Annotated in this window: 21 protein-coding genes and 2 pseudogenes; 12 read left to right on the forward strand and 11 right to left on the reverse strand. The window is 74.4% G+C overall.

The window, feature by feature from the left end; translation table 11 throughout:
* Positions 1 to 41: 41 nt before the first annotated feature.
* The 4 genes from MVA48_RS01150 (at position 42) to MVA48_RS01165 (ending at position 3987) form a co-directional block, all read left to right on the forward strand.
* Complete coding sequence (locus MVA48_RS01150; protein ID WP_246984818.1) at positions 42 to 1676, forward strand: helix-turn-helix transcriptional regulator; 1635 nt, start codon at positions 42 to 44, stop codon at positions 1674 to 1676.
* 132 nt (positions 1677 to 1808) lie between these two features.
* Positions 1809 to 2894 carry a class I SAM-dependent methyltransferase gene (locus tag MVA48_RS01155; RefSeq protein WP_246984820.1) on the forward strand — a complete coding sequence of 362 codons (1086 nt, stop codon included), beginning with the start codon at positions 1809 to 1811 and terminating at the stop codon, positions 2892 to 2894.
* A 61-nt stretch (positions 2895 to 2955) separates the two neighbouring features.
* On the forward strand, positions 2956 to 3549 hold the full coding sequence (locus MVA48_RS01160) for an HhH-GPD-type base excision DNA repair protein (RefSeq protein ID WP_246984822.1): 594 nt from the start codon (positions 2956 to 2958) through the stop codon (positions 3547 to 3549).
* Between the two features lie 99 nt (positions 3550 to 3648).
* Complete coding sequence (locus tag MVA48_RS01165) at positions 3649 to 3987, forward strand: DUF3099 domain-containing protein (RefSeq protein ID WP_246984824.1); 339 nt, start codon at positions 3649 to 3651, stop codon at positions 3985 to 3987.
* Positions 3988 to 4040: 53 nt separating this feature from the next.
* Here MVA48_RS01165 and MVA48_RS01170 read toward each other — a convergent pair.
* Positions 4041 to 4847, reverse strand: a pseudogene (locus MVA48_RS01170) (carbohydrate kinase family protein); the annotation flags it as partial.
* Between the two features lie 14 nt (positions 4848 to 4861).
* Positions 4862 to 5779 carry a pseudouridine-5'-phosphate glycosidase gene (locus MVA48_RS01175; protein WP_246984826.1) on the reverse strand — a complete coding sequence of 306 codons (918 nt, stop codon included), beginning with the start codon at positions 5777 to 5779 and terminating at the stop codon, positions 4862 to 4864.
* Between the two features lie 35 nt (positions 5780 to 5814).
* On the opposite strand from MVA48_RS01175, the gene MVA48_RS01180 reads away from it, so the two are divergent.
* The gene (locus MVA48_RS01180; RefSeq protein ID WP_246984828.1) at positions 5815 to 6045 is read left to right on the forward strand and encodes a DUF3039 domain-containing protein; all 231 of its coding nucleotides are present in this window, start codon (positions 5815 to 5817) and stop codon (positions 6043 to 6045) included.
* Positions 6046 to 6231: 186 nt separating this feature from the next.
* Here MVA48_RS01180 and MVA48_RS01185 read toward each other — a convergent pair whose 3' ends face one another.
* The 7 genes and pseudogenes from MVA48_RS01185 to ppgK form a co-directional block, all read right to left on the reverse strand.
* Positions 6232 to 7305: a YihY/virulence factor BrkB family protein gene (locus MVA48_RS01185; protein ID WP_246984830.1), complete on the reverse strand. Its 1074-nt coding sequence runs from the start codon at positions 7303 to 7305 to the stop codon at positions 6232 to 6234.
* Between the two features lie 83 nt (positions 7306 to 7388).
* Complete coding sequence (locus MVA48_RS01190) at positions 7389 to 8876, reverse strand: VanW family protein (protein WP_246989026.1); 1488 nt, start codon at positions 8874 to 8876, stop codon at positions 7389 to 7391.
* Positions 8873 to 9598 carry a hypothetical protein gene (locus MVA48_RS01195; RefSeq protein ID WP_246984832.1) on the reverse strand — a complete coding sequence of 242 codons (726 nt, stop codon included), beginning with the start codon at positions 9596 to 9598 and terminating at the stop codon, positions 8873 to 8875. The genes MVA48_RS01190 and MVA48_RS01195 overlap by 4 nt, the downstream gene beginning before the upstream one ends.
* Positions 9599 to 9739: 141 nt before the next feature.
* Positions 9740 to 9964 carry a DUF7455 domain-containing protein gene (locus tag MVA48_RS01200; RefSeq protein WP_246984834.1) on the reverse strand — a complete coding sequence of 75 codons (225 nt, stop codon included), beginning with the start codon at positions 9962 to 9964 and terminating at the stop codon, positions 9740 to 9742.
* Positions 9965 to 10519: 555 nt separating this feature from the next.
* On the reverse strand, positions 10520 to 11164 hold the full coding sequence (locus tag MVA48_RS01205) for an RNA polymerase sigma factor (protein ID WP_305852278.1): 645 nt from the start codon (positions 11162 to 11164) through the stop codon (positions 10520 to 10522).
* 217 nt (positions 11165 to 11381) lie between these two features.
* Positions 11382 to 11660: pseudogene (locus tag MVA48_RS23885) on the reverse strand (RNA polymerase sigma factor); the annotation flags it as partial.
* Between the two features lie 553 nt (positions 11661 to 12213).
* On the reverse strand, positions 12214 to 12978 hold the full coding sequence (gene ppgK / locus MVA48_RS01210; protein ID WP_246984836.1) for a polyphosphate--glucose phosphotransferase: 765 nt from the start codon (positions 12976 to 12978) through the stop codon (positions 12214 to 12216).
* 104 nt (positions 12979 to 13082) lie between these two features.
* Between ppgK and MVA48_RS01215 the strand changes: the two genes are divergently transcribed.
* Complete coding sequence (locus tag MVA48_RS01215) at positions 13083 to 13907, forward strand: inositol monophosphatase family protein (protein WP_246984839.1); 825 nt, start codon at positions 13083 to 13085, stop codon at positions 13905 to 13907.
* On the opposite strand, the gene MVA48_RS01220 is transcribed toward MVA48_RS01215, so the two are convergent.
* Both MVA48_RS01220 and MVA48_RS01225 read right to left on the reverse strand, forming a co-directional pair.
* On the reverse strand, positions 13904 to 14437 hold the full coding sequence (locus tag MVA48_RS01220; protein WP_246984842.1) for a LytR C-terminal domain-containing protein: 534 nt from the start codon (positions 14435 to 14437) through the stop codon (positions 13904 to 13906). The genes MVA48_RS01215 and MVA48_RS01220 overlap by 4 nt on opposite strands.
* 79 nt (positions 14438 to 14516) lie before the next feature.
* Positions 14517 to 15563 (reverse strand): phosphotransferase family protein, encoded by a 1047-nt coding sequence (locus MVA48_RS01225; RefSeq protein ID WP_246984845.1) that lies wholly within the window; start codon positions 15561 to 15563, stop codon positions 14517 to 14519.
* 304 nt (positions 15564 to 15867) lie between these two features.
* Between MVA48_RS01225 and MVA48_RS01230 the strand changes: the two genes are divergently transcribed.
* From MVA48_RS01230 to MVA48_RS01255, 6 genes are all read left to right on the forward strand, one after another.
* A complete protein-coding gene (locus MVA48_RS01230) occupies positions 15868 to 16167 on the forward strand; it encodes a DUF4193 domain-containing protein (RefSeq protein WP_026855473.1) in 300 nt (99 codons plus the stop codon).
* Positions 16168 to 16238: 71 nt separating this feature from the next.
* Positions 16239 to 17135, forward strand: coding sequence for a hypothetical protein (locus MVA48_RS01235; RefSeq protein ID WP_246984847.1), 897 nt, complete (start codon positions 16239 to 16241; stop codon positions 17133 to 17135).
* A gap of 33 nt (positions 17136 to 17168) precedes the next feature.
* On the forward strand, positions 17169 to 17651 hold the full coding sequence (gene dut / locus MVA48_RS01240; RefSeq protein ID WP_246984849.1) for a dUTP diphosphatase: 483 nt from the start codon (positions 17169 to 17171) through the stop codon (positions 17649 to 17651).
* Position 17652: 1 nt separating this feature from the next.
* On the forward strand, positions 17653 to 18378 hold the full coding sequence (locus MVA48_RS01245; RefSeq protein ID WP_246984857.1) for a DUF3710 domain-containing protein: 726 nt from the start codon (positions 17653 to 17655) through the stop codon (positions 18376 to 18378).
* The gene (locus tag MVA48_RS01250) at positions 18375 to 19148 is read left to right on the forward strand and encodes an alpha/beta hydrolase family protein (protein WP_246984859.1); all 774 of its coding nucleotides are present in this window, start codon (positions 18375 to 18377) and stop codon (positions 19146 to 19148) included. Before MVA48_RS01245 ends, MVA48_RS01250 begins: the two co-directional genes overlap by 4 nt.
* Complete coding sequence (locus MVA48_RS01255) at positions 19145 to 19522, forward strand: OB-fold nucleic acid binding domain-containing protein (protein WP_246984861.1); 378 nt, start codon at positions 19145 to 19147, stop codon at positions 19520 to 19522. The genes MVA48_RS01250 and MVA48_RS01255 overlap by 4 nt, the downstream gene beginning before the upstream one ends.
* Positions 19523 to 19533: the final 11 nt, after the last annotated feature.

A 19533-nucleotide genomic window follows, 5' to 3' on the forward strand; every position in this document is an offset into this window, starting at 1 on the left:
CGGCATGGCCGTACGACGCCGCGAAGGTCGACACTGACGGAATGGCCACGGCGAGGCCGGTGCTGGACACCGCGCGGGCGGCCTACCGGGCGGGTGACTGGCCCGCAGCCCGGGAGGCGTTCGCTCGCGCGACCCAGGACGGACTGCTGACCGCCCCGGACGACCTTCTCGCGGCGGCGCAGGCCCACTGGTGGTGTGGGCGGGCGGGCGAGTCCGTCCGCCTCGTCGCCCGGGCGCACCGGCTACTGCTGGACGCCGGTCGCATCGAGGAGGCTGCCGTAGCGGCCCTCGACGTGGCGGTGTACCACCTGCTCCTCGGGCAGCTTCCGCTCGGCTCCGGCTGGATGAACCGGGCCGACCGACTGCTCCGCGCCGTGCCCGAGTCCCCGGTACACGGGTATGTCGCCTTCTACCGCGACGTCGAGTACAACCTGGCGCAGGCGTCACCGCAGGACGTGCTGGCCGCAGCCCGCGACCTCGTGGCGCTGTCGCGCCGGCACGCGGACCGGACGCTGGCGCTGGTCGCCCTCGTCGCCGAGGGGTACGCCCTGGTCGGCGCGGGTCAGGTCAGGCAGGGGATGACGCTGCTCGACGAGGCGATGGTGAGTCTGGATGCCGCGTCGATGGCGCCCGAGTGGGTGGGGAACACGTTCTGCCTGGCCATGGAGGTTGCCGAGCAGGTCGGCGACGTCGCCCGGATGCGGCTGTGGCTGGCCGACGCCGAGGAGTGGCTGGACTCGCTGCCCGCGGCGGTGCTCTTCAGCGGAGCGTGCCGGGTGCATCGGGCCCGCATCTGGCAGCTCGCCGGCGAGTGGGAGCGGGTGGAACCTGCGCTGGAACAGGCCTGCCGAGAACTGCGCGAGCTGTGCCAAGAGACTGTCGGGGCGGCGTGGTCGCTGCGCGGGGACCTGCGGTTGCTCACCGGGGACCGGGCCGGGGCCGAGACGGCCTTCGCGGAGGCGCACCGGCGCGGCGCCGACCCGCACCCCGGTCTGGCTCTCGTCCAGCTGGACCGCGGGGATGTCGCCGCGGCCGGCGCCGCGGTGCGCACGGCGATGATGGCCCTGCCGGACGGGCACCTGCACCACCGCGCCCGGTTGCTGGCGGCGGCCGTGCGGATCGCCTGCGCCGCCGGTGACATCCCGGAGGCTGAGCGGCGCTCGGATCAGCTCACCCAGCTGGTCCGAGTGTGGCCGCAGTCCCTGGTCGTCCCCCTGGCGGGCACCACGGCCGGCGCCGTGGCGCTGGCCCGCGGAGTCCCGGCCGACGCACTCTCGCCGTTGCAGGCTGCTTGCCGGCGGTGGCGCGAGCTCGGCGCGCCCTACGAGGCCGCGTGCACCGGGAAGCTGCTCGCCCGCTGCTACCGCGCCCTGGGCGACCGGGTCAGCGCGGAGTTGGAGGAACGGTCCGCGGTAGAGGTGCTGCACCGGCTGCGCGCGCGACCCGCCTGGCCGGACGACGACGCTCCGGCGGCCCGGAACCAGGCCGAGCTGACCGCCCGGGAGGGCGAGGTTCTCCGCCTGCTCGCCGACGGTCTGCCCAACGCCGACATCGCAGCGACCCTCACGATCAGCCGGCGGACGGTGGAGCGGCACCTGTCCAACCTCTATCCCAAGCTCGGCGTTCGTTCCCGGGCCGCTGCCACCCGGTACGCCGTGGAGCACCGCCTGGTCTGACTGCCGTGCGTAGGAACACCCATGCCGTCGCGCGCGGATGGGTGATCACACCGAAGCGCCGGGATCCGGAGCCGTCCTAGCGTCGGTCAGGGCGGCCGGACGGCCGCCGGACCGGGAGCGCGGGAGCAGACCATGACCACTCGCATGCAGCACCGCCCGACCGACGAGCAGCGGGCGGAGGCTTTTGCCGACCGGATGGTCGGCGCCCTCGACGCCGCCAGCCTGGTGCTGCAGTGCAGCATCGGCGACCAGCTCGGGCTGTTCGACGTCATGGCGGGATCGGACGACGCCACCTCGGAGCAGATCGCGCAGGCCGCCGGGCTGCAGGAGCGCTACGTGCGCGAATGGCTGGCGGCGTTGACCGTGGCCCGGGTGGTGGAGCACGACGCCTCGGACCGCACCTACCGACTGCCTCCCGAGCACGCCGCCGTGCTGACCCGAGCCGCCGGGCCGGACAACCTGGCCCGGCTGTGCCAGTACATCCCCATGCTCGCCGAGGCCGAGCAGCTGGTCGTGGCGGCGTTCCGCTCCGGCGGCGGCGTGCCCTACTCGGCCTTCAGCCGCTTCCACGAGGTGATGGCCGAGGACAGCGCCGCGGTCAACGACGCCTCGCTGCTCGACACGATCCTGCCGCTGGTCCCCGGGCTCCCCGAACGGTTGACCGCCGGCATCGATGTCGCCGATTTCGGCTGCGGCTCGGGCCACGCGGTGAACCTGATGGCGCGGGCCTACCCGGCCAGCCGCTTCGTCGGCTACGACTTCTCGCCCGAGGCCATCGACCGGGCACGCGCCGAGGCGGCCGCCTGCGGTCTGCCCAACGCCCGCTTCGAGGTCCAGGACGTCGCCGGCGTCGACCGGGCCGACGCCTTCGATCTGATCACCGCCTTCGACGCCATCCACGACCAGGCGCAGCCGGCACAGGTGCTGGCCGCGATCGCGCGGGCGCTGCGGCCGGACGGGATATTCCTCATGGTGGACATCACCGGGTCCAGCGAGGTGGCCGACAACATCGACATGCCGCTGGCGACGTTCCTCTACACGTGCTCGCTGCTGCACTGCATGCCGGTCTCCCTCGGCCTCGACGGGGTCGGGCTCGGCACGATGTGGGGACGGCAGACCGCCCTGCGCATGCTCGGCGAGGCCGGCTTCGTCGACGTCGCGGTCAGGGCGATCGAGACCGACCCGCAGAACGCCTACTACGTCTGCACTCTCGGGTGAGACCCGGTTCCGGCATCGCCCCGGGGATTGCGTCCGCTGCCCGGCCGGGCACGATACGAGCGTGCCGACCCTCCGCATCGCCCAGGACGCCGCCGCCGACGAGCTGCTCGGCCGCGACCCGCTCGCGCTGCTGATCGGGATGCTGCTCGACCAGCAGTTCCCGATGGAGCGGGCGTTCGGCGCACCCCGGTTGCTGGCCGACCGGCTGGCGGTCGACGTGCTCGACGCGGGGCAGCTGGCCGCCATGGACGCCGCGCAGCTGGTGCGCGTCTTCCAGGGGCCGCCCGCACTGCACCGGTACCCGGGGTCGATGGCCGGTCGCACCCAGGAGCTGTGCCGGATGCTGCTGGACCGGTACGACGGGCGTGCCGAGCGGCTGTGGGCCGACGCGCCGGACGGCGCCACCCTGCTGGAGCGGCTGAACGAGCTACCGGGGTTCGGTGCGCAGAAGGCGAAGATCTTCCTCGCGCTGCTGGGGAAGCAGGTCGGGGTGACGCCGCCGGGCTGGCGGGAGGCGGCCGGGGACTACGGGCTCGAGGGCTCGCGCCGCTCGGTCGCAGACATCACCGGACCCGAGTCGCTGGCCGAGGTCCGGGCCTTCAAGCAGGAGCAGAAGCAGGCCGCCAAGGCCGGCCGCGAGGCGGCCGGGAAGTAGCGCCCGGGGGCACGAGCGTCGGGCCCGTCCCGGTGGCACGATGGGGCGCGGACCAGGGGGCGCCGGGCTGACCGGCGCACCGGTCGGCGGAGGGGATGGATGCCCGTGGCCTGGAGCCAGCAGTTCCCGCGGCCCCGCAAGCCCGAGCCGGTGCTGATCACCGAGGCCCAGCCGAGCCTGGCCGAGCAGCACGACGCACGGAAGAAGCGCTACGCGATCACGATGGGCATCAGGATCGTCTTCATCGTCCTCGCCGCGGCCTTCTACCAGATCGTCTGGCTGATGCTGATCTTCGCGGTGCTCGGGACCGTGCTGCCCTGGATCGCGGTGATCATGGCCAACGACGCGCCGCCGAAGAAGAAGCTGCACGTCAACCGGTACGACGCCCGCCCCGACCGGGTGCTGGAGAGCCGCCCCCGCCACGTCATCGACGGCTGATCCTCACCGGGCTCCCGGCGGCGCACCACGTCCGCCGCGCGGGCGAGCCCGGCGTCGAGAGCTGACGCCGGCTCCGCGCCCGCCAGCCACGCCGCCAGCAGGGCCGCCGCGAACGCGTCCCCCGCGCCCGTGGTGTCGACGACGGTCGTCGGGTGCGCCGGCCGGTGGACCAGCACGTCTCCGGAGGCCCACAGGGCACCGTCGGCGCCGAGGCTGACGGCGACCACGGCGTGCCGGCCGGCCAGCGCGCGCGCCGCGTCGGCCGGGTCGGCGCAACCGCTCAGCAGCCGGGCCTCGTCCGCGTTGGGCAGCAGGAGCGTCGCGGCCGCCGTGTCCGCGAGCCACCGGTCGACGCCGTAGGCGGCCAGCGGGCCGCTCGAGGCCGGGTCCACCGACACGGTGCGGCCGGCGGCGACCGCGGCCTCGATCGCTGCGAGACCGGCGTCGCGGGGTCCCGGGTCGAGCAGCGTGTAGCCGGACAGGTGCAGGTGGCCGGCGGAGGGCGTCGGGACGTCCTCGGGGCGGAGGTGCAGGTTGGCGCCGCGGTCGGCGAGCATGCTGCGCTGCCCACCGGGCTCGACGAGGCTGATGATCGTGCCGGTGGGCACGCCCGGCACCGTCCTGAGGGCCAGCCGGACCCCGGCCGCGGTGAGCTCCGCGACCAGACCGGCTCCCGGGGCGTCGTCCCCCACGCAGCCCGCGAGGACGACGGGGACACCGAGCTGCGCCAGGTGCGCGGCGACGTTGGCGCCGGCCCCGCCGCCGCGCGTGCGGATCGCGGCCGGGCGGTCCGAGCCCGGCGCGGGCGCTCCGGCCAGCACCGCGACCACGTCGGTGGCGACGTCCCCGACGACGACCACCGGCGGGGTGCCGCTCAGCGCGCCGCTCCGGCGAGCGCGCTCGCGATCCGGCCGGCCAGCTCGGCGTTGCGCAGCACCAGCCGGACGTTGACCGCCAGCGTGGCGCCCCCGCTCTCGCGGTGCAGGTGGTCGAGCACGAAGGGCGTGACGTCCTTGCCGCGGACCCCGGCCTCCTCGGCAGCGGCGAGGGCCCCGGCGATGACGCGATCGTGCAGCACCGGGTCGAGCTGCTCGTCGAGCGGCAGGGGGTTGGTGACGACGACTGCGCCGGGGGCCAGCTCGCGGCGCGCGGCGAAGACCGCGGCGGCCTGCTCGGGGCTGTCGACGGCCCAGTCGAGCGTCGACCCGGAGTCGGCGACGTAGAAGCCGGGGAAGGTCGTCGTCCCGTAGCCGACCACGGTCACCGACAGCGACTCGAGCCGCTCCAGGGTGGCCGGCACGTCGAGGATGGACTTGACGCCGGCGCAGACGACGACGAGCGACGTGCGCGCCAGCGCGGTGAGGTCGGCGGACTCGTCGAAGGTGTCGGCCGCCTGCCGGTGCACCCCGCCGAGGCCGCCCGTGGCGAAGACCCCGATCCCCGCCGCGGCGGCGAGCAGTGCCGTGCTGGAGACGGTCGTGGCGCCGCTCCGCCCGAGGGCGGCGGCCACGGGCAGGTCGCGGACGCCCAGCTTGGCCAGGTCGGGGTCGGCGCAGATCCGGTCGACCTCCGCGCCGGTCAGACCGACGTGCGGGACGCCGTCCAGGACGGCGATCGTGGCCGGCACCGCGCCGCCTCTGCGGACCGCAGCCTCCACCTCGTCGGCGGCGGCCCGGTTGTCCGGCCGCGGCAGGCCGTGGGCCAGCAACGTGCTCTCGAGGGCGACGACGGGTCGGCCGGCGCTCAGGGCGTCGGCGACCTCGGGGGAGAGGGTGGGGGAACCGTGCGTCACCCTGACATCATGGTGGGCAGTCGATCAGGGAGTTCATGGTGAGTCAGAGCGACATCCTCGAGCGGCCCGACGTCCGCGAGGGCGACACCGGCAACGCCAACGAGGTCTTCCACTACGTGAAGAAGAACAAGATCGCCGAGAGCGCCGTCATGGGCACCCTGGTCGAGGCGTTGTGCGGCGAGGTCTTCCCGGTCACCAAGACCGCCAAGCCCGGCAGCCCCGTCTGCCCGGCCTGCAAGGAGATCTACGACCAGCTGCGCAAGTAGCAGGGGAGCGTCACCCCGGTTCGGTTCGAGTGGACCCCGGAGGGGTCCGCGCAGGACCGAAGGACGCGCTCGTCGCAGCAGGGGACGGCTCCTGCCCGCGGTGCGGTCCGGAGGACCGCGATGTCATAGCGGTGCGGTCCGGAGGACCGCGATGTCATAGCGGTGCGGTCCGGAGGACCGCAATTATCAGAGCAGCCCGAGCCGGCGGGCCTCGGCCTCGAGCTTGGCCTGGCGGCGCTTCCGGCGGCGCTGCTCGTGGCGGCGCAGCGGCGCCGGCCAGCGCTCCTGGATCGCGGCGTTGAGTTCGGCGCCCAGCAGCACGGCCATGCCGAAGGAGAAGCAGAACAGCAGCGCGCCGATCGGGGCCGCCAGGGCTCCGTAGGGCAGCGCGGTGATGAGGATGTCCCCGACGTAGGCACGCAGCAGCAGGGCGGCGACGAGGAAGAACCCCAGGGCCAGCAACGCCCCGGGCAGGTGCCGCCGCCAGGGCAGCCGGTCGGCCAGGACGACGTGGTAGAAGCTCGTGAGCGCCAGCAGCAGGCCGACCAGCACCAGCGGCCAGTAGACGGCGTTGACCAGCACGGCCGCCGTGGCGCGCCAGTCCTGGGGCAGCATGCCCACCAGCACCTCGCGGCCGAGGACGAGGAGCGGCAGGGTCAGCACCGCCATGCCCAGGCCGACGACGAACAGCCACAGCGCCTTGAGCCGGGTGCGGATCGGCCCGCGGACGTCGCGCTGGTCGTAGGCGATGACGATCGTGTTCATGAAGGTGGCGGTCGCCGACGATCCTGCCCACAGGGACAGCAGGAACCCGAGACTCAGCAGGTCGAGGCGGCCCGAGCCGAGGATCTCGTTGAGGGTCGGCGCCACGAGGTCGTCGACGACGTCGGACGTGAGGACCTCGGCCGACACGTTCAGCAGCTGGTCCTCGATCTGGCGGACCGAGTCGCCGCCGATGAAGGAGCTCAGGTAGCCCAGCGACCCGAGCAGCCCGATCAGCAGCGGCGGTACGGACAGGATCTGCCAGAACGCCGCCTCGGCGGAGAGGCCGAGGATGCGGTCCTGCCAGGCCTTGGCCAGCGCCCGGCCCAGCACCTGCAGCGGCACCCGGATGGGCGCGGGCCAGGAGGCCAGACGACCGCCGGGAGAGGCTCCGTCCTGGTCCGCGGCGGGCCTTCCGTCCGCCACGTGCGGTGCGGTCGTGCGCAACGCCTCGCCGCCGGCGGGCGCCGGCGACCCGCTGGGCAGGACCGTGCTCATCCGCTCAGTGTGCACGCCGGACGTCGTCCCCCGTGCCCGAGCAGGTGGGACGCGCCCGACTCGCCCGGTCGGCGGGACCGGGTTCAGTCGGTGGGCGTCTCGGCGGGCGGTGTGGTGTCCGCTGCCGGCGGGACGCACCGGATGATCGGCTCGGCCGCGTACCGGGTGTAGAACTCCTCCCGCTTGACCTCCGCACCCGATGCCAGGTCGCGGAAGACCCGGGTGACGGTGATGTCGAAGCCGGTGGAGCCACCCTGCGGGCTGCAGTTGCCGTCGTCCGGCTTCTCCTGGACGACGGGGGAGCGGTGGTTGTAGCGGTCGCTGCTGATCGACTGGATCTCGTAGCGCTTGGTCCCGTAGAAGGTGACGGTGATCGTCCCCGGCGTCCAGGTAGTGTCGATGTAGACGCCGGTGTCGCTGTCGTTCTTCCACACCAGGTCGATCGAGTCGTAGTAGACCGTCGCCTCGCGCCCGGCCGGGTACCGGCTGATGTAGTAGCTGTGCGGCTTGTGGAACACGTCCTCGAGGCCGGAGAAGAACACCGCGTTGAACATCGTGGTGGCGAACTGGCTGATCCCGCCGCCGACCGCGGTCGTGAACTCGCCGTTGTTGATGACGCCGGCCTCGACGTAGCCCTGCGCCGTGCCCCGGGGGCCGGTGAAACCGTTGAGGCTGAACGTCTCGCCCGGCAGGACGACGTGACCGTCGACCTCCGCGGCGACGACCCGGATGTTCTCGCCGCTGTTGGGGTTGCCGATGTTCGTCGTGAAGCTGCCGATCTCCTCCTTGATGCCGAGGGCCTGCGCCTCTTCGGTGGTCAGATCGGCGGGCACGGGTCCGAGCGTCGCGGTGACGGTCCGGTCCTCGGTCCGGGTGAGGACGGGCAGCAGCTGCTCGGCCAGCGTCGCGGGCGCGACGCCGGTGCCGTCCACCGAGGGGACGACGGTGACCGCCCCGCCGGAGATCTCGAAGCGGGCGTCCCGGGCGCCGCTGCCGAACACGTCGAGCTCGTCCCCCAGGGCCGCCTCCAGCTTGGCGGGGTCGATGCCGACGGCCAGGACGCCGTCCTCCTGGGGTGTGAACGTGAGCGAGGCCGCGATCGCGGCGACCGACACCTCGGCGGTGTCCGGCTTCCCCTCGACGACCACCGAGACCGGCGCCGAGAGCGCCGGCGTCACGGTCTCGTCGAGCACCCGCTGCGCCTCGGCGGCGTCCACGTTCACCGGGGTGACGTCGACCGGCAGCTCGATCGGCGTGGCCGGGTCGGCGCCGGTCTGCAGCGCGTCGAAGACCGCCTCGGCGGCGCCCTCGCGGTCGAGGGAGCGCCCGTCGGCCGGTTCGGTGACCGTCGGCGTCGTGCCCTCGATGACGATCGAGGCGTCGACGGGGGCCCGGTCGACCTGTTGGGCGAGCGTGTCGATCTGGGCGGCGAGCGCGGTCTCCTCGCCGGTGAACGTGGGCTCGACCTCACGGTCGCGGAAGAAGCTGGTCAGCCGGGTCCACGGGTTGAGCGGCTGGTCGTCGGCCGCGTCGATCGTGGCGTCGACGTCCAGCGAGATCCCGGCGGTCAGGGGGAGAACGGTGCCGTCACGTCGTCGGCCCGCACCTGGTGCTCGGCCTCGACGCGAGGGGCCAGCTCCTGCTCGAGCACGCTCGCAGCGGCAGCGGGGGACAGGCCGCTGATGTCCACGCCGGCGACGACGGTGGAGCGCGGGATCTCGCCGTCGGAGACGAGCAGGTCGGCCCCGTACGCGGTGCCGAGCAACACCAGGGCGCCGGCCGGCACGAGGACGGCGCGTCGCCGCCACCACGGTCCACGCGGTCCCTCCCCGGCCGGGTCCGCGCCGGGAGGCGGGCCGTCGGTGGAGTCGAGCTCGGCGGTGGCCGGTGCGCCGGCCGCCTCGGCCGGTGCCTGCGCGGCCGTCGGCGCGGGATCGGACAGGTCGTAGGCCTCGGTGCGGTAGTCGTCGTCGGCCGGCGGCTCGGCCGCGGCGGCCGTGCCGGCCGGTGCCGGAGGCACGGCGTGAGCGGGTCCGGCGTCCGGGGGTCCGGCGTCTGCGGGCCCGCCGTCCGCGGGCCCGCCGTCCGGGCGCCCGGCGTCCAGGGGCCCGTCGGGTGCGCCGAGGAGCCAGTCGCGCGTCACGGGCCGGGTGTCGTCGTCCATCTCGTCGTCGGGCGCGGGCGGCGCCGGCGAGGGGCGCATGTCCGGGGCGTCGCCGCGCATGCGCACGGTCTCGTCGGACGCACGCTCGTGGCGCACCGTGTCGTCACTCAGCACAGGACGCTGCGTCATGGGGGAGTCCTCCGGTGTCCGTGGACCGGCGGTCCCCGAGAACGACGGAGCCGCCGGCCCTCCACCCGCACGAGGCGGAACGGAGGACGCGGCGGCGTCGTCGGGTGAGGCGGTCATCGCGGCGCGACGATATCGCCTTCCTCACGCAGTGACGCGCTGCTCGCCGTCTGTGTCGATGATGTCGACGGCGATGTCGCGGAGCTTGCCCTCGTACTCACGTGCGTGGTGGCCGCAGAACACGAGGTCACTGCCGTTGGCCAGAACCACTCGCACCTTGGCCAGGGCCCCACAGCGGTCGCAGTGGAAAGGAACGACGAGGTCGTCGGTGGGCGGGGTCGTCGTCAGCGTCGGGGTCATCTGGCTCATCACTCGCTCTCTACCGCACGGACCCGCGGCTGCGGATCGGCCTCCTGCACAGCGCCAGGATGGCCCCTCGTGTTCCCGTTCCGAACCCCTGTGACCATGGACTCGCCGAAAGAGATGAGTCCGTGATGCACGTGGCTCGTGGTGGAGCGGGCTCAGCAGGGGACCGTCTGGGTGGTTCGGGTGGTGCACGTGCTGGTGGTCAGTCCGCCGCCCCGAGGTCCGGGACGTCGATGGGTCCGCTGCTGTCTTGAACGACACCCACGCTACGCCGTCTACCCGGGCGATGTCCGCGCACACCGATCGCAATGACACTGTGACCCTTCCGGGTGCCATCACACGGCGGTCCTCCGGACCGCACCGCGGCCACGAGCCGCCCCCCGGCGGCGTGGAGCCCCGCACTCGCCCCTTCGCGGACCCCTCCGGGGCCCACTCGGGACGACCCGCCGGTCCTCCGGACCGCCTCGCGGCCACGTGCCGTCCCCCGGCGGCGTGGAGCCCCGCACTCGTCCCTGCGCGGACCCCTCCGGGGCCCACTCGGGACGACCCGCCGGTCTCCTAGTCCAGGTAATCCCTGAGGACCTGCGAGCGGCTCGGGTGGCGCAGCTTCGACATCGTCTTCGACTCGATCTGCCGGATCCGCTCACGGGTCACGCCGTAGACCTGGCCGATCTCGTCCAGGGTGCGCGGCTGGCCGTCGGTGAGGCCGAACCGCAGCCGGACGACGCCGGCCTCCCGCTCCGAGAGCGTCTGCAGCACGCTGGTCAGCTGGTCCTGCATGAGTGTGAAGCTCACCGCGTCGACCGCCACCACGGCCTCGGAGTCCTCGATGAAGTCGCCGAGCTGGCTGTCGCCCTCGTCGCCGATGGTCTGGTCGAGGCTGATCGGCTCCCGGGCGTACTGCTGGATCTCCAGCACCTTGTCCGGGGTGATGTCCATCTCCTTGGCCAGCTCCTCCGGGGTGGGCTCGCGGCCCAGGTCCTGGAGCAGCTCGCGCTGGATGCGGCCGAGCTTGTTGATGACCTCGACCATGTGCACCGGGATGCGGATGGTGCGGGCCTGGTCGGCCATGGCGCGGGTGATCGCCTGGCGGATCCACCAGGTGGCGTAGGTGGAGAACTTGTAGCCCTTGGTGTAGTCGAACTTCTCGACCGCGCGGATCAGGCCGAGGTTGCCCTCCTGGATCAGGTCCAGGAACGCCATGCCGCGGCCGGTGTAGCGCTTGGCGAGGGGAGACCACGAGGCGCAGGTTGGCCTCGAGCAGGTGGTTCTTGGCGCGCTCGCCGTCGCGGACGATCCAGTTGAGGTCGCGCCGCATCTGCGGCGAGATCTTCTGGCCCTCCTCCTCGACCTGGCGGAGGCGCTCGGCGCCGTAGAGCCCGGCCTCGATGCGCTTGGCGAGGTCGACCTCCTCCTCGGCGTTGAGCAGCGCGACCTTGCCGATCTGCTTGAGGTAGGCGCGGACGGAGTCGGCGGACGCGGTGAGCTCGGCGTCCTTGCGGGCCTGCCGCAGCGCCTCGGACTCCTCCTCGTCGTCCCACTCGAAGTCGCCGCCCTCGGTGGCGGCCGCCTCCTCCTCGGCGGCGGCCTCGACGGCGGGCCCGTCCGGGCCGGCGACGACGGTCTCGTCGAGCTTGAGGCCCTCGCTGCCGTCGATGACCGCGACTGCGGAGTCGTCGGTGGCGACGGCGGTCAGCACGCTGCCCTCACCGGTGCCGGGCGAGGGGACGACGGTCGGCTTGGCCTTCGCGCCGGCCTTCTTCCGGGGGCCGGCTTCGCGGCGGCCGTTCCCGCGTCGGCCGGGACCGCCTTCGCCGGCTTCGCTGCGGCGGTGGTCCGGGAAGCCCGGGTGCCGGCGGCGGCCCTCACGCGCTTCGTGGTGCTCGCGTCGGCTGCTTCCGGTGCTGGCTGGTCGGCGGGCACTCAGGTTCCTTCCCGTGCTGGGTTCGTTCCCCGGAGGGCCGTCTGGTCCTCGGGCAGCGGCTCCGGTCCACGTCCTGGGCAGACGGGGGACCCGGCAGACCGGCGCGGCGTTTCACCGCTGGACGGGCAGGGGATCCCTCCCGGCTGGAGGGCGACGGGCTGGGGCGTCCTCATTGTAACGACGTGCGCGGGCGAAGCCACCGCCTCGGTTCCGTCAACCTCGCTCCCACGAGGCGTCCGGCGAGCTCGGTGCGGGGGATCGGCCCGATGGCTGCATCGGCCGGAACCCCGCCCGGCTGAAGCGCCCCGCCTCAGGGTTCACTCGCCCCTCACCCGTTCGGAGGCGTGCTCACGACATCGGGCCGCTCGTGCGCCGCCAGCGCCGCGCCCACGATGCCGGCGTCGTTCTGCAGCTGGGCCGGAACGACCGGCGTGCGCGTCGAGAGCAGCGGCACCCACTTGTCCGCCTTCTTGCTCACTCCGCCGCCGACGATGATCAGGTCCGGCCAGACACCGGCCTCCAGCACGTCGAGGTACCGGTCCACCCGCCGGGCCCACTCGGGGTAGCTGAGCCCCTCCCGCTCCCGGGCCGCCGCGGATGCCCGCCGCTCGCCGTCCTCGCCGTCGACCTGGATGTGGCCGAACTCGGTGTTGGGCACCAGGTGCCCGTCGACGAACAGCGCGCTGCCGATGCCGGTGCCGAAGGTCAGCATGAGGACGACGCCGTCCTTGTCGCGACCGGCGCCGTAGCGCATCTCGGCGATGCCCGCGGCGTCGGCGTCGTTGAGCGTCTCGACGGTGCCCGGGATCCGCTGGTCCAGCAGCGCGTCGACGTCGGTGCCGATCCAGGTCTTCTCGACGTTGGCCGCGGTGTGCGCCACCCCGTGCTTCATCACGCCGGGGAACGTCACGCCGACCCGGCCGGTCCACCCGAAGCTTCCGACGATGCCGGCCACGACGTCGCACACCGGGTCGGGCAGGGACGGCTGCGGGGTCTCCACGCGCAACCGGTCGCCGACGAGCCGACCCTGGTCGAGGTCGACCAGGCACCCCTTGATGCCGCTGCCGCCGATGTCCACGCCGAACCCCTGCACGGGCGTCAGCGTAATGAAAGGGCCTTCTCGCCCCCCAACCGCTCGCACGCTCGCGGTCGGGTCCCTGCGAGAGGGCCGGGACGTGGGCCCGGCAGGATGACCGCGTGAGCGCATCCGCCGCCGATCCGCGTGCCCTGCTCGATCTCGCCGTAGCCGTCGCCCGGGAGGCGGCCGAGCTGGTCCGCCGGGGCCGGGCGTCGGCCGCCGACTCCGTCGACGTCAAGTCCAGCCCGGTCGACGTCGTCACCGCCGTCGACAAGGCCAGCGAGGAGCTGATCGTGGGGCGGCTGCTGACCGCGCGCCCGGACGACGGCGTGCTGGGGGAGGAGGGTGCGTCCCGCCCGGGCACCAGCGGCGTCCGGTGGGTCGTCGACCCGATCGACGGCACCGTGAACTTCCTCTACGACTTCCCGGCGTACGCCGTCTCGATCGCCGCCGAGGTCGACGGCGTCGTGCGGGCGGGCGTCGTCCTCAACGTGGCGACCGGCGAGACCTTCACCGCCGTCTCGGGGGAGGGCGCCCAGCTCGACGCTCCCGGCAGGCCGGACCCGGTCCGGCTGCACGGCAGCCGGCCGGCGTCGCTCGAGCAGACGCTGGTCGCGACCGGCTTCGGCTACCAGGTGGAGCAGCGCCGCGCCCAGGGCGCGGTGGTGGCCCAGCTCGTGACGCGGGTGCGCGACATCCGGCGCAACGGCAGCGCCGCGCTGGACCTGTGCTCCGCGGCGGCCGGGCGCGTCGACGCCTACTACGAGCTGGATCTCAACCCCTGGGACCACGGGGCCGGCGCGCTGATCGCCGCCGAGGCCGGGCTGGTCCTCGCCGGCCTGGACGGCCGGCCGTTCGCCGAACCGATGGCGATCGCGGTGGCCCCCTCGATCGCGGAGCCGTTCCTCGAGCTGCTCAGCCACCTGCACGCCGCGGCCGGCTAGCAGGCGGCGGCTTCCTCCGGGGGCACGAGCGCCGCGGCGACCTCCTCCGGGGTGGCCAGCGTGCTGAACTCGGGCCCGACGACGACGTCGACCTGCGCGGTGGCGCGGGTGTCGAGGAAGTCGCCGGCCCCGGGCAGGAAGACCCGGACGAACTCGGCGGCCTCGGAGCCGCGGGGACCGTGCCGCAGCTCGCCCACGCCGGTGACCTCGCGGCCGGTGTCGTCGTTGCCCACCTCGTCGACGACGAAGCCGCGCGCGGCCAGCGCCTCGCCCACCTGACTGGCCAGGCCCGCGGTGTCGGTCGCGTTGAGGACGCGCAGGTTGACCGTGGCGGGGTCAAGGGACGGCGGGGCCGCCTCGGCCGTCTCGCAGGCGGCCTCCTCCTCGGCGGCCCTCTTCTCCTCGGTGCGGAGCACGTTCCACCACACGCCGGCGGCCGCGATGGCGAGCACCAGGAGGAAGATCAGCGGGGGGATCGGGCGGCGGCCGCTGCGCGGGCGCACCGGCGGGCGTTCGGTCCGCAGCGCCACGGTCCCACTCCTCGACGTCGTCGCGAGGCCGCTGCGGGTGGCAGGCGGCTCGTCCGGAGTCTAGGGTCGCCGCCCCGCGCTAGATGACACCGTCGTCCAGCGCGGCGCGTCCCAACTCCACGCACGGGTCGATGCGGTCCGCGTAACCGGAGGTGTCCTTGCCGGCCATCGCTCCGGCGGCCGAGCGGGCCACGATGCCGGCGATGATCGCGGCGAACTTGAAGAACGCGAAGCCGACGTACCAGTTGAGGTCGGACAGGTCGGCGCCGGTGCGCTGCGCGTACCGCTCGGCCACCTCGCGCCGGGTCGGGAAGCCGGGCAGCGTCGTCACCGGGCTCATCGAGGAGGCGCGCTCCTCACCGGCCTCGGGCCAGTAGACGAACATCATCCCGATGTCGGTCAGCGGGTCGCCGAGGGTCGACATCTCCCAGTCGAGCACCGCACGGATCCGCCCGGGCTCGTCGGGGTCGAGGAGGCAGTTGTCGAGCCGGTAGTCGCCGTGCACGATGCTCGACCGCTGCGTCGTCGGCACCGTCTCGGCCAGCCGGGCGGCGAGGGCGTCGAGCCCCGGACGCTCGCGGTCGCGGGTCGCGTCCCACTGCTTGGTCCAGCGGCGCACCTGCCGGGCGGCGAATCCCTCGGGCCGGCCGAAGTCCGACAGTCCGACCGCGTCGTGGTCGACCGAGTGCAGATCGGCGAGCACGTCGATCAGCCGCTCGCCGACGAGACGGCGCTGCTCCGGCTGGTCGGCGTAGCCGGGCGGGAACTCGCTGACCACGTGGATGCCGGCCACGCGCTCCATCACGTAGAACGGTGCGCCCAGCACCGAGTCGTCGGTGCAGAGGTGCAGCGTCCGGGGGACCGGTACGTCGGTCGGGCCGAGCGCGGAGATGACCCGGTGCTCGCGGGCCATGTCGTGCGCGGTGGCCAGGACGGCGCCCGTCGGCGGGCGCCGCAGGATCACCGCGTCCTCGGCCGAGCCGCCCTCCGGCGTCACCACGTAGGTGAGGTTCGACATGCCCGCGGCGATCAGCTCGACGGTCACCGACCGCCAGCGCTCGTCGTCGAACGTCGAGGCCAGGTAGGGCCCGACGACGGTCGGGTCAGCACCCACGGGAGTCGCCACGGGCGCAGGGTAACCTCTGGCGCTCCGCGGCCCCCGAGCCCCGGAAGACCTCCCGATGTGCCGACTCCTCGGAGTCGGGCACAAACCGGAGGCGCACGGCGTTGGGGGGCTGCCGGTCGTTTCCGATCCGCCGCCGCGGCGGACCGGAGGAGGCCGCACCACGGTGCCGGACGCCCCAGCCAACGGGCGACCGGCTCCCCGAGCCACCGGTCGCCACCGCGACCGGCAGGACGGCGGCGCACACCCCGCGCCGCCAGACGAGCGGGCACGACGCCCGCGGAACCCCGGAGGAGGGGCACCCACAATGGCCACCGACTACGACGCCCCGCGCCGCAACGAGGCCGACGAGCTCGGCGAGGACTCGCTCGAGGAGCTCAAGGCCCGGCGTGCGGAGGCGCAGAGCGCGTCCGTCGACGTCGACGAGACCGACTTCAACGAGAACCTCGAGCTGCCCGGCGCCGACCTGTCCGGCGAGGAGCTCACCGTGCGCGTGCTGCCCAAGCAGGAGGACGAGTTCACCTGTTCGCGCTGCTTCCTGGTCCAGCACCGCAGCCGGCTGGCGTCCACGCGCGGCGACCAGCTGTTCTGCCGCGACTGCGCTTGAAAACACCCCCTGCCCCCCACCGCTCGCAGGCTCGCGGTGGGGCCCTGCAGGGGCCGGCCGGGAGGGACACGATGAGTGAGCACGAGCCTCGGACCGGCCCGGCGCGGGACGTCCCGCCGCCGCGGCCGGTGGCCGCGCCGCCCCCGCCACCGGTCGAGGAGACCGGGGTCGGCCGCGCGGCCCGCGCCGTCGCCGACGCCGTGGCCGGCCTGGTCAGCTCGGCGCGCGGGGCCGACCCGGCCGGCGGCTCGGCGAGGTCGGCCGCCGGCGGCCTGAAGGACGTCGTCGGCGCCGTCGGCACGGCCCTCGGCGCGGCGTTCGGCCGGGACGAGACGCGGACGGCGGCCGCCGAGGGCACCTCGGGGGACCGCACGCCCGCCGCGCTGCTGGGCGACCTCCTCGCCGCCGCCGCGCCGCGTCTGCCGATCCGCGACGCGGCGCGGCTGCGCCAGGCCTACCCCGGCCTGACCGACGACGAGATCGCCGACGCGCTGGTCGCGCGGGCGGCCAAGGCCACGAGCAGCATCGGCGCGGCGACCGGAGGGCTCTCGGCCGCGCACTGGTTCGCCCCCGCGTCCCTGCTGGCGCTGCCGATCGAACTCGGCGCGGAGACGGTGCTGATCGCCGGCATCGAGGTCGTCCTCATCGGCGAGCTGCACGAGCTGCACGGACGGCCGGCTCCGGGGGACGCCCGCGCCCGCGCCGCCGCCTACCTGGCCAGCTGGTCCACGCAACGGCCCGTCGCCGGCGCCGGCACGTCGGCGCTCGGGTCGCTGCTGGGCAGTGCCGGCATGCGGGCGGTGCGCAAACGGGTCGCCCGCAAGCTCGCCGGCTCGGTGCCCACCGCGGCGCCGTTCATGATCGGCGCCGCCATCGCCGGGCGGGGCAACCGCCGAGCCACGGAGGAGCTCGCGGAGCGCGTCCGTGCCGAACTGCGGGACTCCCCGGCGGCCGAGCCGGGCTCCTGAACGATGCGCCCGGCGCCTTATAGGGTCGCCGTCGTGCCCGACAACCACGAGCTGGACGTGCCGGTCCGGCTGACCGTTCCGGAGGGCCGCCCGCCCCAGTACGCCCTGCCCGGCGACGCCGGCGCGGACCTGTCGCTGACCGAGGACGTCGAGCTGGCCCCTCTCCAGCGGGCCCTCGTCGGCACGGGCGTCGCCGTGGCCATCCCCGAGGGCTACGCCGGGTTCGTGCACCCCCGCTCCGGCCTGGCGCACCGCCTCGGCCTCAGCCTGGTCAACGCGCCGGGCACGATCGACGCCGGCTACCGCGGTGAGATCAAGGTGAACCTGATCAACCTGGACCCGACCACGCCGCTCACCCTGCGCCGGGGCGACCGCGTCGCCCAGCTGGTCGTCCAGCCCGTCGTGCGGGCCCGGTTCGTGCCCGTGGCGGAGCTGCCCGACAGCCCTCGCGGCGCCGGCGGTCACGGGTCCACCGGCGGCGCCACGGCGGAACCCGTCATGGGAGGGCAGGCCTGACATGCCGTTCGGACGACGCCGCAACCGCATCGACCGCAGCCTGCGCGAGCGCGGGGTGCCCCCCGAGCCGCAGGTGCGCGAGCGCGAGGTGGCGGCCACCAGCGGGCCGTGGGACGTCGCCGACGCGCCGCAGGACGGCCTGGCGCGGATCGACCTGGGGGCGATCCGGCTGCCCGCCCTGCCGGGCATGGACCTGCGGGTCGAGCTCAGCGCCCAGCAGAAGGTCATCGCGGCCACCCTGCGGGCCGGGGAGTCGACCCTGCAGGTCTCGGCCTTCGCGGCCCCTCGGGCCGGCGGCATCTGGGACGGCGTCCGCGAGGACCTCGCGACGAGCGCTTCGGGGCAGGGCGGCTCGCTCGAGGAGGTCGAGGGCCCGTTCGGTCCCGAGCTCGCCGGCACGATCATGGCCACGCCGCCGCCCCAGCCCGGTCAGACCACCCCACCCCGGCCCGTCCGGCGACCGGCCCGCTTCCTGGGCGTCGACGGTCCCCGCTGGTTCCTCCGCGGCATGCTCAGCGGCCCGGCCGCCGCACCGTACGAGGGCGACCCGCCGCCCGAGACCGCCGCGCTCGAGGCGGCGTTCCGCGGCATCGTCGTCGTCCGGGGGACCGAGCCCATGCCGGTCCGCGAGCAGCTGCCGCTCACCCTGCCGCCGCAGGCCGCCGCCCAGCTCGCCGCGCGGCAGCAGGCCGCCGGCCGGCCGGGTGGCCCCGCGCCGCAGGCGTGACCGTCCTCCCGCACCGCTACGGGGACCATCCCGACCAGTTCCTGGAGCTGAGCCTGCCGGTGGACCCCGGGCCCGCTCCGGTCGCCGTCGTCCTGCACGGGGGGTTCTGGCGGGCCGCGTACGGCGTTGAGCTCGCGCGGCCGCTCGCTGCCGACCTCGCGGCCTTCGGCTACGCGGCGGTCGCCGTGGAGTACCGGCGGGTGGGCGCGGGCGGCGGGTGGCCGCACACCCTCGAGGACGTCGCCGCCGCGGTGGACTCCCTGGCCGGCCTGCCCCAGGTCGACCGGCTCGACCTCAGGGACGTGACGGTGATCGGCCACTCCGCCGGGGGCCACCTCGCCGCGTGGGTCGCCGGCCGACGGCGGCTGCCCGACGGCATGCCCGGTGCGGGGCCGTCCGTGCCGGTCACCGCGGCGGTCCTCCAGGCGGGCGTGCTCGACCTGACCGCGGCCGTGGAGCAGCGGCTCGGCGACGGCGCGGTGGTGGACTTCCTCGGCGCGCGCCCGGCCGAGTCGCCGGAGCGGTACGCCGCCGCCGATCCGGTCGCCCTGCTGCCCAGCGGGGTGCCGGTGCTCTGCGTGCACGGCGCCGAGGACGACGTCGTCCCGGTCGACCAGAGCCGCCGGTACGCGGCGGCCGCCGCGGCCGTGGGGGAGCAGGTCGAGGTGAGCGTCGTCCCCGGTGACCACATGGCGGTCATCGACCCGGCCTCCGACGCGTGGCGGACCGCGCGGACGTGGATGACGCGCCGCCGTACGCTGGGAGCGTGACCGAGACCCGTCCGGCCGGCTGGCTGTCGAAGGCGCTGCAGCGCCTGACCGCCGACGACCAGAGCATCGACGCCCAGGAACTGCGTGCGGAGGCCGTGAACGCCGGCTGCGAGCCCGTGTCGTCCTGCCGCAAGGGCGAGGTGGTCACCGTGACCGGCCGGCTGAAGTCGGTCGTCTACACCCCCCGGGAGACCGTGCCCACCCTCGAGGCGGAGCTCTTCGACGGCTCCGGGTCGGTGACCCTGGTCTGGCTCGGCCGCCGCCGCATCCCGGGCATCGAGCCGGGCCGCACGGTGACCGCCCGCGGACGCTTCGCGGCGTTCGACGGCAGACGGGTCATCTACAACCCCTGGTACGAGCTCGGCGCCGGCTGACGCGCTCGACC

Origin of the sequence: Blastococcus sp. PRF04-17 (assembly GCF_023016265.1) — a bacterium.
Classification (GTDB): domain Bacteria; phylum Actinomycetota; class Actinomycetes; order Mycobacteriales; family Geodermatophilaceae; genus Blastococcus_B.